General features: G+C 71.7%; 15 protein-coding genes. 11 read left to right on the forward strand and 4 right to left on the reverse strand.

The genetic code is table 11. The features are described from left to right. Positions 1-89: 89 nt before the first annotated feature. A complete protein-coding gene (locus ACFXKZ_RS05360; RefSeq protein ID WP_379997314.1) occupies positions 90-569 on the forward strand; it encodes a MarR family winged helix-turn-helix transcriptional regulator in 480 nt (159 codons plus the stop codon). A gap of 421 nt (positions 570-990) precedes the next feature. Continuing rightward, a complete protein-coding gene (locus ACFXKZ_RS05365; RefSeq protein ID WP_379996604.1) occupies positions 991-1506 on the forward strand; it encodes a putative immunity protein in 516 nt (171 codons plus the stop codon). An 84-nt stretch (positions 1507-1590) separates the two neighbouring features. Here the strand turns inward: ACFXKZ_RS05365 and ACFXKZ_RS05370 are convergent, their stop codons facing one another. Then, positions 1591-2313 carry a hypothetical protein gene (locus tag ACFXKZ_RS05370; protein ID WP_379996606.1) on the reverse strand — a complete coding sequence of 241 codons (723 nt, stop codon included), beginning with the start codon at positions 2311-2313 and terminating at the stop codon, positions 1591-1593. Positions 2314-2498: 185 nt separating this feature from the next. Here ACFXKZ_RS05370 and ACFXKZ_RS05375 point away from each other — a divergent pair, with 185 nt between their 5' ends. From ACFXKZ_RS05375 to ACFXKZ_RS05395, 5 genes are all read left to right on the forward strand, one after another. Next, positions 2499-3509, forward strand: a complete 1011-nt coding sequence (locus ACFXKZ_RS05375) for a hypothetical protein (protein ID WP_379996608.1) — start codon at positions 2499-2501, stop codon at positions 3507-3509. 82 nt (positions 3510-3591) lie between these two features. Then, complete coding sequence (locus tag ACFXKZ_RS05380) at positions 3592-4404, forward strand: ABC transporter ATP-binding protein (RefSeq protein WP_379996610.1); 813 nt, start codon at positions 3592-3594, stop codon at positions 4402-4404. A 519-nt stretch (positions 4405-4923) separates the two neighbouring features. Next, entirely contained in the window at positions 4924-5502 is a 579-nt protein-coding gene (locus ACFXKZ_RS05385; protein ID WP_379996612.1) for a DoxX family protein, read from the forward strand. A gap of 135 nt (positions 5503-5637) precedes the next feature. Further along, the gene (locus ACFXKZ_RS05390; protein WP_379996614.1) at positions 5638-6315 is read left to right on the forward strand and encodes a uracil-DNA glycosylase; all 678 of its coding nucleotides are present in this window, start codon (positions 5638-5640) and stop codon (positions 6313-6315) included. Positions 6316-6500: 185 nt separating this feature from the next. After that, a complete protein-coding gene (locus tag ACFXKZ_RS05395; RefSeq protein ID WP_379996616.1) occupies positions 6501-7163 on the forward strand; it encodes a hemerythrin domain-containing protein in 663 nt (220 codons plus the stop codon). Between the two features lie 38 nt (positions 7164-7201). On the opposite strand, the gene ACFXKZ_RS05400 is transcribed toward ACFXKZ_RS05395, so the two are convergent. The 3 genes from ACFXKZ_RS05400 to ACFXKZ_RS05410 all read right to left on the reverse strand — a co-directional run bounded on the left by ACFXKZ_RS05400 (position 7202) and on the right by ACFXKZ_RS05410 (position 10495). Then, positions 7202-8155 carry a TIR domain-containing protein gene (locus ACFXKZ_RS05400; RefSeq protein WP_379996618.1) on the reverse strand — a complete coding sequence of 318 codons (954 nt, stop codon included), beginning with the start codon at positions 8153-8155 and terminating at the stop codon, positions 7202-7204. A 70-nt stretch (positions 8156-8225) separates the two neighbouring features. Beyond that, positions 8226-9191 (reverse strand): hypothetical protein, encoded by a 966-nt coding sequence (locus tag ACFXKZ_RS05405; protein WP_379996620.1) that lies wholly within the window; start codon positions 9189-9191, stop codon positions 8226-8228. 248 nt (positions 9192-9439) lie between these two features. Continuing rightward, positions 9440-10495 carry a TIR domain-containing protein gene (locus tag ACFXKZ_RS05410; RefSeq protein ID WP_379996622.1) on the reverse strand — a complete coding sequence of 352 codons (1056 nt, stop codon included), beginning with the start codon at positions 10493-10495 and terminating at the stop codon, positions 9440-9442. Positions 10496-10793: 298 nt separating this feature from the next. Here ACFXKZ_RS05410 and fxsA point away from each other — a divergent pair, with 298 nt between their 5' ends. The 4 genes from fxsA to ACFXKZ_RS05430 all read left to right on the forward strand — a co-directional run bounded on the left by fxsA (position 10794) and on the right by ACFXKZ_RS05430 (position 14479). Beyond that, positions 10794-11060 (forward strand): FxSxx-COOH cyclophane-containing RiPP peptide, encoded by a 267-nt coding sequence (gene fxsA, locus ACFXKZ_RS05415; protein WP_379996624.1) that lies wholly within the window; start codon positions 10794-10796, stop codon positions 11058-11060. Positions 11061-11074: 14 nt separating this feature from the next. Beyond that, positions 11075-12232, forward strand: coding sequence for an FxsB family cyclophane-forming radical SAM/SPASM peptide maturase (locus ACFXKZ_RS05420; protein WP_379996626.1), 1158 nt, complete (start codon positions 11075-11077; stop codon positions 12230-12232). Then, the gene (locus ACFXKZ_RS05425) at positions 12229-13590 is read left to right on the forward strand and encodes an HEXXH motif domain-containing protein (RefSeq protein WP_379996628.1); all 1362 of its coding nucleotides are present in this window, start codon (positions 12229-12231) and stop codon (positions 13588-13590) included. Before ACFXKZ_RS05420 ends, ACFXKZ_RS05425 begins: the two co-directional genes overlap by 4 nt. A 130-nt stretch (positions 13591-13720) precedes the next feature. Beyond that, positions 13721-14479 carry a hypothetical protein gene (locus ACFXKZ_RS05430; protein WP_379996630.1) on the forward strand — a complete coding sequence of 253 codons (759 nt, stop codon included), beginning with the start codon at positions 13721-13723 and terminating at the stop codon, positions 14477-14479.

Genomic DNA, 14479 nt, shown 5'->3' on the forward strand with positions numbered 1-14479 from the left:
CATTGCCTGGGCCCGGCGCTAGGGTCGTACACGGCGCATCGGGTGTGAAGGCGGGAGTGGATGTGTTGGAAGGCATCGAGCGGGAGCTGATGCTGATCGCTCGGCACCACGTCATGGGCAAGCGGCGGGGCGACGGCATGGAGCGGTCGGCCTACCTGCTGCTGACTCGCCTGGAGGTCGAGGGACCGATGACGATCGGCGCGCTGGCAGAAGCGTTTCGGCTCGACACCTCGACGGTGAACCGTCAGGTGGCCGCACTCCTGCGGGCAGGCGACGCCGAGCGCATCGCGGACCCGGACGGCGGCCTGGCCCGCAAACTGCGCATCACCGAGGCGGGCACCGAACACCTGGCGGCGGAACGCACCGGCCATTGCCGGGGCCTGGAACGTGTATTGGCATCCTGGGACGAGGGCGAACGCCGCGAACTGTTCGAGGTCCTGACCCGCTTCAACCGCGCGGTCGAGAGCACGGAGGGCCGCGAATGGCCCCGCCGCGAACCGGACGACACAACGGGCGAGACCGCACACACGGGCGGCGTCGCGCGCACGGGCGGCGTTGCGCGCGGGTGAGTCGACGGGGCCGGTGGGTGCGGTGAGCCGGGTCGGGGTGGGGGCGCGGTGGGGGGCACCGACGTGATGGCTTGTTCCAGGGCGCCGTGGCGGCGAGCGCTGCGAGGAGCCCGGTGGGCGGATGCTGCGGGCGGAGCCGGGGGCGTCCGGGCCGGCTGGTCACCGAGGATGCCCTCACGCGGATCCACACGACCTCGCGCGGCCACCCACGAGCGGTCGACAACTCTCCCCATAGGCTCTCGTCGCCGCCCGCGCGGCCGTGGGCGAGGTGGTCGGCGAGTGGGAACTCGTCTCGTCCGGCCGGGAATCGGTAGCCGAGCTTGCGGATCGACCAGCGGGTTTGCAGGCTTCGCTCCGGGTGCACGGTCGCGGATGCGCATGCTCGGGTGTGGGGCGGATGCCGCCAGGAAGGAGGCCCACCATGATCCTCCCGAAGGTCGGAGACCCTCGCTTCGTGACGATCCGCCGTGGTGGGACCCTCACCGATTCGGATCACCATCTCCTCGCCCTGTGGGCGGCAGCCTGCGCGGAGCACGTCCTTGACCTCTTCGAGTCGGCTCGGCCTCAGGACCCACGACCGCGCCAGGCGATCGAGCATGCCCGCGCCTGGGTGCGTGGCGAGGTCAAGATGATGCAGGCCCGCGCGGCGGGCGGCCATGCAATGGGCGCCGCTCGAGACCTGCGTGGCGCAGCACGGCATGCCGCTTACGCCGCCGGTCAGGCCGCAGTCGTTGCGCACGTCGCCGCGCACGAACTCGGAGCGGCTGCATATGCGATCAAGGCCGCACGCGCTGCCGCGCCAGAAGACGAGAGTGAGGCCGCGGGACGACTCGAGTGCCAGTGGCAGCGCGATCGGCTCCCGGAGGCGATTCGCGAGCTCGTACTCGACGATCAGCGATTGCGCAACGACATCTGCTGGTCGGTGTTTGACTGCTGAGGCTGATCCACCGGCACCTCGCCGAAGAAAACGACACCTGACCGACGACGGCGCGCCGAAACACCAACCGGCGGGGCGTCGCCGTCAGAGTTCGTCGGCATTGCGAACGCCGCCCGCCTCGGGGGTGGAGTCCGGTGCCGGTTCGGGGTCGGGGTCGGTGTTTGTTGTCGGCGCCGGGGGCGGCTTGGGGGCTGCGGAGGCTGCGGGGCCGGTGTCGGGATCGGGCTTGCGTTCGGCGGCGGACTTGGGATGGGGCTGCGGTTCGGGGTCGGGGGTTGAGGGAGTGTTGGCGGTGGGTGCCGGTGCCGATGCCGGTGGCGCTGCCGGTTCGGGTGTGGTGCTTTCGTCGGGTGTGGGCTCGGGCTTCGGGCCTTGCTTCGTGGTGGTGTCGGCCGTTGTGGCTTTGTGTGCCGGGGTTGTTTTGGGTGCGGGGTCCGAAACTGCCGAGGTTTGCGTGATTGCCGGCGTGGTTTTGGTGGCGGGCTTGGGTGTGGGCTTCGGGGGTGTGGAACTCGGCTTTGGTTCGGGGGTGTTCGGGGGCGTTTTGGGTTCGGGATTCTTTGTGGTGGGGGAACTTTCCTTCGATTGTGCCGCGTTGGTGGTTGTTTCGGTGGGTGTGGTTGATATTGGGAGGTCCTTGATTGGCTCCTCGTCGTACTCGTCCTCCATCTCTTCTCCGTCGTCTGCGAATCGGCGGCGGCCCGCGAGTGCCAACAGGGCGCCGGCTGCGACGAGGACCAAGCCCGCGACGAAGATGGTGGGCTCGTTCCCACTGGCGCCCGCCATGTCCGTTGTGATCGGCGCCATGTCTGCGAGGGTCCTCAACGGTGTGATCCGATCCATCGGTGAACAGGTCCGGTCGTCTTACTAGCAGACGCGGCGAACACGGGGAAACCGGCTTCGGGACGGGAGTTTCCCGCGTGAGAGTTTTCCTGGACGAAACACGAGCGCGCGAGGATCGGCCCGCGAACAAGGGGGCCGCGATGACCGTCATGGCGACACGTACGGGGCTTGGCTGGGAGCACGGGATCGACGACGTACCGTCCGACGTCGCGATCGCGGGAGGGTTGTGTGTGGTCGCGGGGGTCGCCGGCGGGGTGCGTCTCCTCGACGCGGCGACTGGGCGATTCCTGGCCCGGATCGTGGTGCCGGGCGGGGTGTACCGGGCCGAATTCTCGCCGGACGGCTCCGTGGTCGCCCTCGCCGGGCCCACCGGCTACGCCCTGTGGCGGGTCACCGACGGCGCCCTGGTGTTGCGGACGCCGGGCCTGCCCGCCCGCTGCGCGTGGTCCGCGGACGGTCGTTGCGCGGTGTCCTTCGGCGGCGTCGTACGGGTGTACGCGCCCGGCACCGGGACCGAGTCGTGGCGCGCCGTGGACGGGCGGGTGCGGGTGGACGACGTGGTCTGGGTCGACGGGGGCGGGCTCGCGGTCGCGCTCGGCGGCGAGGTGCACATGTACGGACCGCGCGGTCGCACGAATGTGTGGACGTGGCCGATCCCGGTGCGGCTGTTGGCCGGTACGCCGGGCGGGGCCTGGTTGTGTGCGGCGGGCGACGTGCCGGGGGTGCAGGTGCGCGGGGCCGGCGGCACGCACGAGGACCTGGATTCGGTCGGCGACCTGCCCGCCGTCGGGCTCGCCCTCGACGCGGGCGGCGGCCGGCTCGCGGTCGAGGACCGGGCCGGGCTGACCGTATGGGATCTCGCCGCCCGAGGCGGCCGGGTACGCCCGCGCCCGCGTCGGCTGCCCGCGCAACCTCGGGCGTGCGCGCCGCGGTGGCGGCCGGCCGGTGGCGGTCTGTTGGCCACGTCGGGGGGTGACGGGATGCTTGTGGTGTGGGATGTACGGGCGGGGTCGGCGCGCAAGGCGGCCACCCCGCTCGCGCGCCGGCACGTCTCGGCGCCGGTGGCCGCGCTCGCTTGGCACGGGACGGACGCGCTGCTGTTCGCGGACCGCGCCGGACGGGTCGGCGCCCGGTGGTTCCCGGAGTTGACCAACCGCTGACCGGGGGGCACCGGTGCCGCGAGCCGGTTCGATTAGGTTAGCCTCGCCTTACATATGCTGTGTACGGCCGGGAGGTCCGCCCATGGAACTGCTCGTGGAAGATCTGCATGCCGGATACCCGGGCCATCGTGCGGTGTCGGGCGTCGACCTTTCCGTCGCCTCGGGCACGGTGGTCGCGATCGTCGGGCCGAACGGCTGCGGGAAATCGACGCTGCTGCGCTCGATCGCGCGCCTGCACCGGCCGGAGTCGGGTCGGGTCGCGGTCGGCGGCGCGGACATCTGGGGGCTGAAGCCGCGTCAGGCCGCGCACCGCGTGGGCCTGTTGCCGCAGAATCCGCAGGCGCCGGAGGCGGTCACGGTGTCCGGCCTGGTGCGGTATGGGCGGCATCCGCACCAGGGTCTGTTCCGCCAGTGGTCGCGCGAGGACGAGCGGGTTTGCCGGGAGGCGTTGACCGCCACCGGCGTGCTCTCGTTGGCCGATCGGCGGCTCGATCGGCTCTCCGGCGGGCAGCGGCAGCGCTGTTGGGTCGCGATGGTGATCGCGCAGGAGGCGCCGGTGATGTTGCTCGACGAGCCGACCTCGGCGCTCGATCTCGGGCACGCGGTCGAGGTGTTGGGGCTGGTTCGGCGGGTGGCCGCGGGTGGGCGCACGGTGGTGATGGTGCTGCACGATCTGGCGTCGGCGGCGCGCTACGCGGATGTGCTGGTCGCGATGCGGGCGGGGCGGGTGATTGCGTCGGGGCCGCCTCGGGAGGTGGTGGACGCGGCGCTGGTGCGGGCGTTGTACGACGTGGACGCGGACATCCTGCGGGCGCCGGGCGACGGCACGCCCGTGGTGGTGCCGAGGCCCACGGACGGCGAGGCCGCCACGGTCGCGCCGGTCGCCTCCGGCTGAGCCGTCGCCTCGGGTCGAGCCCGGCCCCTGGCCGGTGCGCTTGGCCCGGTCGCGGATGGGCCAGGTGCCCGCTTGCCGTCCTCAAACGCCGGACGGGCTGATTGGGGTCTGGCCCCGGTCGTGCGTGGGCCCGTGCCCGCTTGGCGTCCTCAAACGCCGGACGGGCTGGTTTTGGTGGCGTTCGGGGGTTCGGCTGCGGGGGGGGGTGACTTGGTTTTTTACGGATGCGGCCGAGTGCTTCAGCCCGTCCGGCGTTTGAGGACGGTGAGCCGAGCATGGGTTGGTTGCGGTCGAGGGTGAGCACACCAGCCCGTCCGGCGTTTGAGGACGGTGAGCCGAGATGGGCTTGCCTGTGGACGTGGCCGACCCCATCAGCCCGTCCGGCGTTTGAGGATGGCTGGTGGGAACGTGGCCCATTCGCGAACGGGGCCGAGGGCGCCGACCCCGTTTCGGTGCGCGTTTCGCGACAGGTAGGTTGCCTACTGAGATGTGACGATGTGTCAGCTGATGAGGTGGGCGATGTTCGGCAGGAAGAAGAAGGCCCCGGTGGCGGCCGAGGGTCGGGACGTGGCGGCGTTGGTGCTTCGGGCCACGCTCGGCCCGATGTTGTTCGCGCACGGCTACAACAAGGTCGCCGGCCCCGGCGGCCTCGCCGGCACCACCGGCTGGTTCGAGTCGCTCGGTCTCCAGCCCGCCGAGGTGCATGCGCGCCTCGCGGCCGGGACCGAGATGGCGGCCGGCGTCGGCATCGTGCTCGGCGTGGCCAACCCGCTGCCGTCGGCGGCCACGGTGGGGCTGATGAGCGTCGCCGCCGCGACCGACCACAAGGGCAAGGGCTTTTTCGTGTTCAAGGGCGGCTGGGAGTACACCGCCGTGGTCGGCGGCGCCGCGGTCGCGCTGGCCGCGCTCGGCAACGGCAAGTACTCGATCGACGCCCTGGTCGGCCGCCGGCGATCCGGCCTGCGTCCGGCGCTGTTCGCCGCCGGCGTCGGGGTGGCGAACGCCGCGCTGTTGCTGAAGCTCTGCTACAAGCCGGAGCCGAAGGCGCCCGAGGCACCGGAGCCGGAGGCGAAGCCGGACGAGACGGTCGACGCGTAACACTTCGGACCGCTTCGATCACCTCGGCCCGCCCCGAACCCCTCGGGGCGGGCCGAGGTGTCCGCGCGAGCGGCTACGTTGGGGTCCTCGTTGATCCATGGGCGTATCGAACGCCGTCGTGTGGAGGTTCTTGCTGTGCAGACGTTGCCCGAGTCCTGGCAGCCCGTGCTTGCGGAGGAGCTGGCGAAGCCCTACTACGCCGAGCTGACCGCGTACGTGGACGCGGAACGCAAGGAACACCAGATCTTCCCGCCGGAGGACGAGGTGTTCGCGGCGCTGGAGGCGACGCCGTACCAGGACGTGCGGGTGCTGGTGGTCGGGCAGGACCCGTACCACGACGACAACCAGGCGCACGGCATGTCCTTCTCGGTCCGGCCCGAGGTACGCATCCCGCCGTCGCTGCGCAACATCTACAAGGAGATGAACGCCGACATCGGCCTGCCGATCCCCGACAACGGCTACCTGATGCCGTGGGCACGGCAGGGTGTGCTGCTGCTCAACACGGTGCTCACCGTGCGGGCGCACGAGGCCGCCTCGCACAAGGGCAAGGGCTGGGAGAAGTTCACCGACGCGGTGATCAAGGCGGTCAACGACCGGGACGAGCCGGTGGTGTTCGTGCTGTGGGGCGGGCACGCGAAGAAGAAGATCTCGCTGATCGACACCGCCAAGCACGCCATAGTGCAGGGCGCGCACCCCTCGCCGCTGTCCGCGAAGCTCTTCCACGGCAGCAAGCCGTTCTCGCAGATCGACGCCGCGCTCGAGGCCATGGGGCACAAGCCGATCGACTGGACGATCCCCAACGTGAAGAAGTAGCAAAACGAGAGGCGCAAGAAAAACGACATCCGGCGTTCCGGTTCGGTATCGGCTCGGCCGCTATCGGACCGGAAACGGGCGCCATTCGGGAATGGCCGGAAATCTCCTTGCATCGGTGCGGAATACGTGCCGCGTGCCCTTACGGTGTGGGGTTCCCCCATCCCGTGCCTCCCGAGGCGGCCCCCGTGTCCACGTCCACAGTTCGGCCCGTCACTCCCACCTCCACGCCCACCCCCACTCTCGACCTGACTCCCGGCTACGTCGCGCATCGCGGCCTGCGCGAGGAGTTGGCCCGGCTGACCGAGGTGACCCGACACCTCGATCCGGTCGACATCCTGCGCGTGCGCGCGGTCGAGGAACATCTCGCGCTGGTGCTGCGCTTCCTGCGCGCGCACCATCGCGAGGAACACATCGTCCTGTACCCGTCGGTCCGCGCCGGTTCGCCCCGGGCCGCCCGCACCGTGACCGCCTTCCAGGTCGACCACTCGACCCTGGAGGAGGCGATGCGCCTGGTCGCCGACCGGAGCGTGCCGCTGCGGGATCGTTCGCCCGCGATCGGGCGACTGTGCGAACTGGTCGCCCGGCACAGCCTGGCCGAGGAGCACGAGCTGTTCCCGCTGATGCGGCGGCACGTACGCGGCACGCCCGACGGGCGGATGCCGACCCGGACCGTGCGGGTCTGGGGCCGCGACCTCCCGGCCTTCGTGGCCTTCCACCTGCACCACGCCACCGGCGCCGAGCGGCGGCGGGTGCTGCGCTGGATCCCGCCGGGGACGGCGCTGCTGTGGCGGGCCGGCTGGCGGCGCGCCTACGAACGGCGTCGGCGCGCCGCGTACGGCGGCTCCTGACGACCGGGACGGGGCCGACGGGAGATTGAAGACACGCCCTAGATTCGGTCCCGAGCCGGGTCCGTCGTGTCGCTCGGCGCGGTCAGCTCGGCCAGGAGTTCGCGGACCCGCTCGATCTCCGGGCCGGTCGGCTGTACGTCGCCGAGCGCGCGGACCAACGCGTCCAGCGCGCGGGCCGGTTCGGGCTCGGCGAGCGTGGACAGGTCGTGGATCAGCCGCAGCAGCATGATCCGCGGCGCGGCGATCTGCTCGCGGGGCAACGGGCGTTCGAAGTAGTCCTCGGCCAGATCCAGCCACAGGTTCCACAGGTCGGGCCGAGCGATCCGGGGCACCGCCATGATCGCGTCGGTCAGCGCCCGGGTGTGCCCGGCGGTGACGGTGCGGCGGATCACCGGCGCGGCGGGCAGGCGCGGCGCGGGCACCGTGCGGACGACCGGCGCGGGCCCCGCGCCGGCCGAGTCCGCCCGGTCCGCCGGCGCCGTCCCATCCGACCCCGATCCACCCGCCCTCGCCCCGTCCCCCCGCGGCCCCGGGAACGGCGGTGGCTCCGTCGGCCGGGTCGGCCCGGTGATCGCCGCCATCAGCTCCGTCTGCGCGTCCGCCTCGGACTTGCCGTACAACGTCCGGCGCAACAACGGCCGCAGCACGGACGGGATCTGCTCGCGCGGGACCTCGTGCACCACCAGCGGGATCAGCCGCCGACCGCTGCCGCGCAGCGCGTCGGACATCGCGGTCCACTCGACCGTGGTCCAGCGCTCCGGGACGAAGTAGGCCGGGGAGAACAGCGCGATCATGTGCCCGGCGTTGTCCAGCGCGCGGCTGACCAGCGTGGTCAGGTTCTCGCCGGTGGCCCAGTCCCAGGCGTCGAGTTCGACGTCCAGACCGGCTTGGACCAGCTGCCCCGCGACCCACTTCGCCCAATCCGTGTCCGAACCGGCGTGACTGATGAAGTAACGCACCGTCTCGCCCCCGTACTCCCCGTCATTCGCCATACGCATCAGCATGGCGCACCCGCCGGCCGGATTCGGCCCCGTCGCCGGATGTACCCGTCGTGTCGGCCGCTCACCCGGGCAGGTTGTCGATCGCCCGGCAGACCTCCTCCACGCCCTGGGTGTTGGGCAGCACGTCGTGCAGCGCACGGCACAGGCACTGCAGCGAGTGGATCGGTTCCGGGCCGTTGACCAAAGTCCGCAACATGTGCAGCAGCATCGAGCGCGCGTCGGTCATGTGTCGGTGCAGCAACTGGTGTTCGAGGTAGTCCTCGGACAGATCCAGCCAGATCGACCAGGTGTCCGGCGCGCGCAGCCCGCGCACCGCGAGGAACAGGTCGGCGAGGTAGACGACCTGGTTCTGCGGGATGGTCCGGGACAGCTTGGCCATGTTGCCGAAGCGCAGCAGTTCGAGGGTCACCTCCGGGGACACCAGCCCCGTCGCGAACAGCTCCGCGATCCGGGCGATCGCGGCGGGTCGGTCGCCGACGAACGCGGCGATCGCCTCGGCGGTGACCAGTTCCAGCTCGAAGCCCCGGTGTGCGTCGAGGAGCATCAGGACGGACGACTGCCGGTCCAGCGGCGGCAGATCGACCGTGCTGCCCAGGTGCCGGGCCAGCGGATCGGTACTGGTGATCAGCACGTGGCCGGGCCCGGTCGGGATCATCTCGCCGATCAGACCGGGCCGGTCCACCTCGTCGAAGATCAGCAACCAGTCCTCGCGCGAGCGCAGTTCGTGCCCCGGGCCGACGGTCTGGCCGACTCGCCCGCCGAGGTCGGCCAGCTGTTCGAGCACGCGGTGCAGGAAGGCGACGCCGCTCTCGGCCGGACGGGCGGCGCAGTCGAACCACCACACCACGTCGTACAGGTGGCGGTGCCGGTAGGCGTACTCGCGGGCCAGGTGCGTGGTGCCCAGGCCGGGCAGGTCGTCCTGGGGACGCAGCACCACCCGATGTTCGATCTGCATCAGCGCGCGCAGGTCCGCGAGGGTGTTGTCGCGACCGTAGAACCGCCCTCTGGTGCCCGGGACGCGCCACACCGGCGGATTGTCGGTGGGCGAGCGCGGCGGGGGCGGAGGCGCGGCCCTGGGCGGCGGCGGGGTGATCACGGGCGGCGGGCCGGGCGCGGATGCCGGGGCGATCACGGGCGGCGGGTTCGCCGGCGGCGGCACTTTCGCGGACCCGGGCGCGGGCCCGGGTACAGGCGCCGGCCCAGGCACAGGCGCGTTCGTGGGCGGCCGGTCCGGCCTGGGCGGGCGCGGCGGCGGGGATATCGGGTCCGACACGGTCAGGAGAACCCCGTATTCCGCGCGGGCAGCGGTGCGAACCGGTGCACCGCGGCCACGAGCAGATCGCGTTGGCCGACCGCGTCCGCCTCGGTCAGGTCGACCGGCGGCACGCCGCGGAACATCGACGGCACCTGGGTGTGACCGATGACTATGGGCAGCAGCCGACCGCCCGCGTCCCCGTCGCCCAGCGCCTCCTCCCACTCGTCCATCGCCAACCGGCGCGCCTCGAAGTAGTGCTCGGAGAACAGCGCGAGCACGTGCTCGCCCATCCCGCGCGCGCGGGCCATCGCCTTGCCGAAGCTCTCGCCGGCGCTCCAGTCCCAGCGGCTCAGCGAGACCCGGTAGTCCTCGAACGTGAGCACCTCGCTGACCCAGTCGGCCCAGGCCAGGTCGTTGCCGACGTAGCTGATCACCAGGTCGGTGCGGGCCGGGGGGACCGGCTCCAGGATCGGCAACCGGCGTGGCACCTCGGGCATCGTGCGCGAGGAGCCGTCGTGGCTGCCGAACATCGGCTCCACCTCGTCCGCCTCGGCCGCGTTCAGCGGCGCCACGCGATGGCGCAGCGCCGCGGCCACCCGATCGGCTACGGTGCGAACCGCGCGGACGTAGCCGAGATCGCGGATGCCGCCGAGCCGCAACATGTCGAACACGCTCGGCCCGCGACCGGGCGCGGGGATCCCGACCGGCCACTCGATCGGGCCGACCGCGGGCGGCACGGGTTGTTCGATCGTGGTCCACGGTACGGCGATCAGGTTCGGCGCCGACACGCCCACGATCGACTCGTGTCGACGCAACCGGTCGGTGAACACCGCCCAGTCGCGCCCGCAGTCCAAGTCCTCGAAGTAGTCGTCGGAACACAGCGCGACCATCGCGCGCGCCTGGGCGGGCGGATCGCCGTCGGGCATCTGGATCGGACCGAAGGTCGGCTGCAGCCGGATCGCCGCCCGCACCCGGTCCATCCCGCGCCGCAGTTCCGCCTCGACGTCGTCGTGGAAGCGGGCAGCCCATTTGGGATCACGGTCGGCGACGTGACTCGTGAAGAAGTCGTAGTCCACCAAGCGACCCCCGGATCGTGCACCGTACAAAAGGACGGCCCAGCGACACCCGCGACCGCGCCGCGGGTCTGGCAAGTGCCGCCCCCATGCCGGTCGTTCGCGTGTACGACTCTGCCCACACAGAGCATCGCGCAGATCGACCCGGCCCGGCTAGTATAGGAAGGCTTGTGTAATCGTGGCGATACGTTCCGCACTCGAATGTACGGTTTCACTCGGACGGCACGCCCGAACGCTACCGGGCCGGACGGGCGAGACGAACCCGGCATCCGGCGACGCGGGGGAAACGGGGGTCCTGCGGATGCAACGAGAGCGCGGTGACGTGGAGTCGGCGCTGCCCGACCTCGACGGGCTCTGTCTCGACGACCTGGATCACCTGCCGGCATCGGTGCTGGCCTCGGCGCTGCGCCGACTGGTCCACGAGTCCGAGGAGCCCTCGGAGGCGGTGGTCGCGGGGTTCACGAGCGTGGTGGATCCGGTTCTCGTCGAGGCGGAGTTCGATCCCCGGGGCGGAAACGACCGTACCGGGGGTCCCCGGGCGGACGGGAGCGGCACCGTTCGGGCCTGACCGTGGGAGGTCCGATGCACGAAGCGATTCCGTTTCGGCAATTCGTGGTCAAGATCGCGGCACGATGTGATCTCGCGTGCGATCACTGTTATGTGTACGAACTCCGGGACCAGAGTTGGCGCGAGCGCCCCCGCGTGCCGACCGACGCGACCGTCGGCGCGCTCGGCGCCTGGTTGCGCGCACACGCCGAGCGGGCCGGCCTGCGGGTGCTCGACATCGTGCTGCACGGCGGCGAACCGCTGCTCGCGGGACCGGACCGGATCGACCGGATCGCACGCGAGCTGCGCGCCGCGCTCGCGGGTGTGGCCGAGTTGCGGATCACCATGCAGACCAACGGAGTTCGCCTCGACGAACGCTTCGCCGAGGTGCTGCTCGCGCACCGGATCCGGGTCGGCGTCTCGCTGGACGGCGACGCGCTCGCGCACGACCGGCACCGTCGCCACGCGGACGGACGCGGCAGCCACGCCGAGGCGGTCCGGGGCATCGCGCTGTTGCGTCGACCGCGCTACCGGCCCTTGTACGGCGGCCTGTTGTGCACGATCGACCTGGGCAACGACCCGGTGGCCACCTACGAGGAACTGCTCTCGCACGCCCCGCCGATGCTCGACCTGCTGCTGCCGCACGCCACCTGGGAGTTCCCGCCGCCGGGCGCACGCGAGGGCGAAACCCCGTACGCGGACTGGCTGATCGCGGTCTTCGACCGCTGGTACGGGGCGTCGGTGCGGGAGACGCGGGTGCGGATCCTGGAGGACCTGGTGGATCTGACCCTGGGTCGGGACGTACAGAGCGAGGTCCTGGGCCTGGGCCCGCCGGGCTCGGTGGTGGTGGAGACCGACGGCACGTTCGAACGCGAGGACTCGCTCAAGTCCGCCTACGACGGCGCGGCGGCCACCGGGCTGGACGTGTTCCGGCACGACCCGGCGACCGTGCTGGCCGCCCCCGCGTACGCCCGCGCGGCGGTCGGCGTGGCCGGGTTGAGCGCGACGTGCCGGCGCTGTCCGGTGGTGCGCACCTGCGGGGGCGGCCTGCGGGCGCACCGCTATCGCCCGGACAACGGCTTCGACAATCCGTCCGTGTACTGCGCCGACCTGCGCGCGCTGATCGACCATGTCGGCGCCCGCGTACGCGCCGATGTCCGTGCCCTGGTGGCCGATTCGAGGAGTCGCGGATGATCGGGACACATCGGCTCACCGGTTCGGCCTTCGATCGACTCGCCGCCGGACAGGGCGACTTCGCGGCCGTGTCCGCGCTCGCCCGGGCACAGGAGAGCCGCCGCCTGCTCCAGGTGTACGCGGTGGTCGCCACCGCCCGCGAGCGTCTGCCGAGCGCGCGCACCGCGCACCTCATCGACGCCCACGACCTGCTCGCACACGTCCAGCGCACCGCGCCGGACGCGGCGCGCACCGTGCTGATGCACCCGTATACCGGCGCGTGGGCGATGCGCGGCCTGCTGCGCCTGGGCCGGCCCGATCTCGACCCGGCCGCCCCCGATCTCGACGAACTCCTGGGCCACCTGGGTTCGATCGCGGCGGCGGCGGCACTGCGCGGGGATCCCGAACACGGTCCGCCCGGCCGGGTCGAGCTGAGCGCGGTCGGCGGCTGGGTGTATCTGCCCACGCTGGGGCGGGTGCGGGTGGCGGCGGACGCGGGTCGGATCGCGCTGACCGGGCGCCAGTGGTCGGTCGGCAGCCGGCTGGTCTCGCGCCGACAGGCCAACCGCAGGTGCTCCGCCACCGCCGCCGGGCTGAGCGCGACGCTTGCGATCGAGGACGTCGACCCCTATCGCGACGTGCATCGCTGGCAGCCGAGCGCACGTCTGACGGCTCGCCAAGTATCCTTGCTGCAACGGAATTTCGCCTCCGCCTGGGATCAGCTGGCACACTCTCACCGGGCCTACGCGGCCAGCCTGCCGGCGGCGTTGTCCACGCTGGTTCCGGTGGTGGGCGAGCCCGGCGTCAGCCTCAGTTCGTCGTCGCGGTACGCGTTCGGGGGTCTCGCGCTCACCCCCGAGGTGGGCCCGACCACCCTGGCCGTCACGCTCGTCCACGAGTTCCAGCACAACAAGCTCGGCGCGATACAGGACATCACGAATCTCTCGACACGTTCGACCGCCCGCTACCGGGCGCCCTGGCGGTTGGACCCCCGACCGGTGGGCGCGCTCTTGCAGGGCGCCTACGCGCATCTGGGGATCGCGGATTTCTGGCGGGTTCGCCGGCACGCCGTCACGGGAGAGGAGCAGGATCGGGCACAGGCCGAGTTCGCCGTACACCGCGAGCACGTCACCGAGGCGATCGCGACGTTGCGCGAGTGCGGTGAACTGACGCCGGACGGCGCACGTGTGGTGGATGCCATGGCGGGCACGGTGCAGTCGTGGTGGCGCGAGGACGTACCGGCCGAGGCGGCGCGCCGTGCGGCCGAACGGGTGCGTTCGGGGTATCGGGCCTGGGTCGCGCGCAACGGCGACCGGGGCCGGCGCGGTACCCGCGAGCGGGTCGTGGACGTGGGCGGAACGACACGAAACGAAAGATGAACATGAGATTACCTGATGTAACGAGGAGTAACGTCGCGTGATGGACTCGGGTAGCCTGGGAACAACGAGTGACCGCGGGGGAGGGCAAGCCCACGCGCGTCGCGACGAAGTGCCGACATCAGGGGTCGAGATGACACCAGTCTTCTTCACGAGTCGGTCGTGCGGCGATGAGCGGGCCTATGTCGAGCGTTTCCACGCCGATCTCGAACAGGCGGTCGCCGCCCGGCTCTCCCGGGGCGGCGGTGCGCGCGGTGTGCTGCCCTCGTGTACCGGTTCCGGTGTGGGCGCCACGCCCGAGGCGTTGGCCTGTTCGGTTCCCGCCGCCGTCGTGCTGGCGTCGCCCGACTATCTCGCCGATCCGCGCGCCATGCGCGAATGGGCCGTACTGGCCGAACGCGTGCGCGGACACCGGGCGCACACCGGCCGACAGGTGAACGCGGTGGTCACCGTGCGCTGGCGGGCCACCGACGCCCCGCTCGACGGGCAACCGAGCCCCGACTTCGGCGCCGAGAACGACTACGGCCCCATCTACGCCCGCCAGGGGTTGTTCGACCTGATGCGCCTGGAGGGGCACTCGGCCGACTATCGACATCTGGTCGCCGAGCTGGCGCGCGTGCTGGTCGCGGCCGAACGTGCCCCGCTGCGCCCGCTGCCGGCCGCCGAGGCGCGAGAGTTGTTCCCGACCGTGCGCGTCGAACCCAGCCCGAGCCCGCCTCCCGCGCGCACCGCGTTCGGGGCCTCCGCGCCGTTCGCCACCACCTTCCGGGGGCTGCCCGCCCGCGCTCGCGCCGGCTTGGACGCGGCCGCCCGACCCCGCTGGATCACGGCCCGACACAACCCTCGCCGCCCACTGTTGTGGGGACCCGGTGGCGACGTTGAGGAGCACTGA

This window comes from Embleya sp. NPDC059237 (genome assembly GCF_042754105.1).
In the GTDB taxonomy this organism is placed as follows: domain Bacteria; phylum Actinomycetota; class Actinomycetes; order Streptomycetales; family Streptomycetaceae; genus Embleya.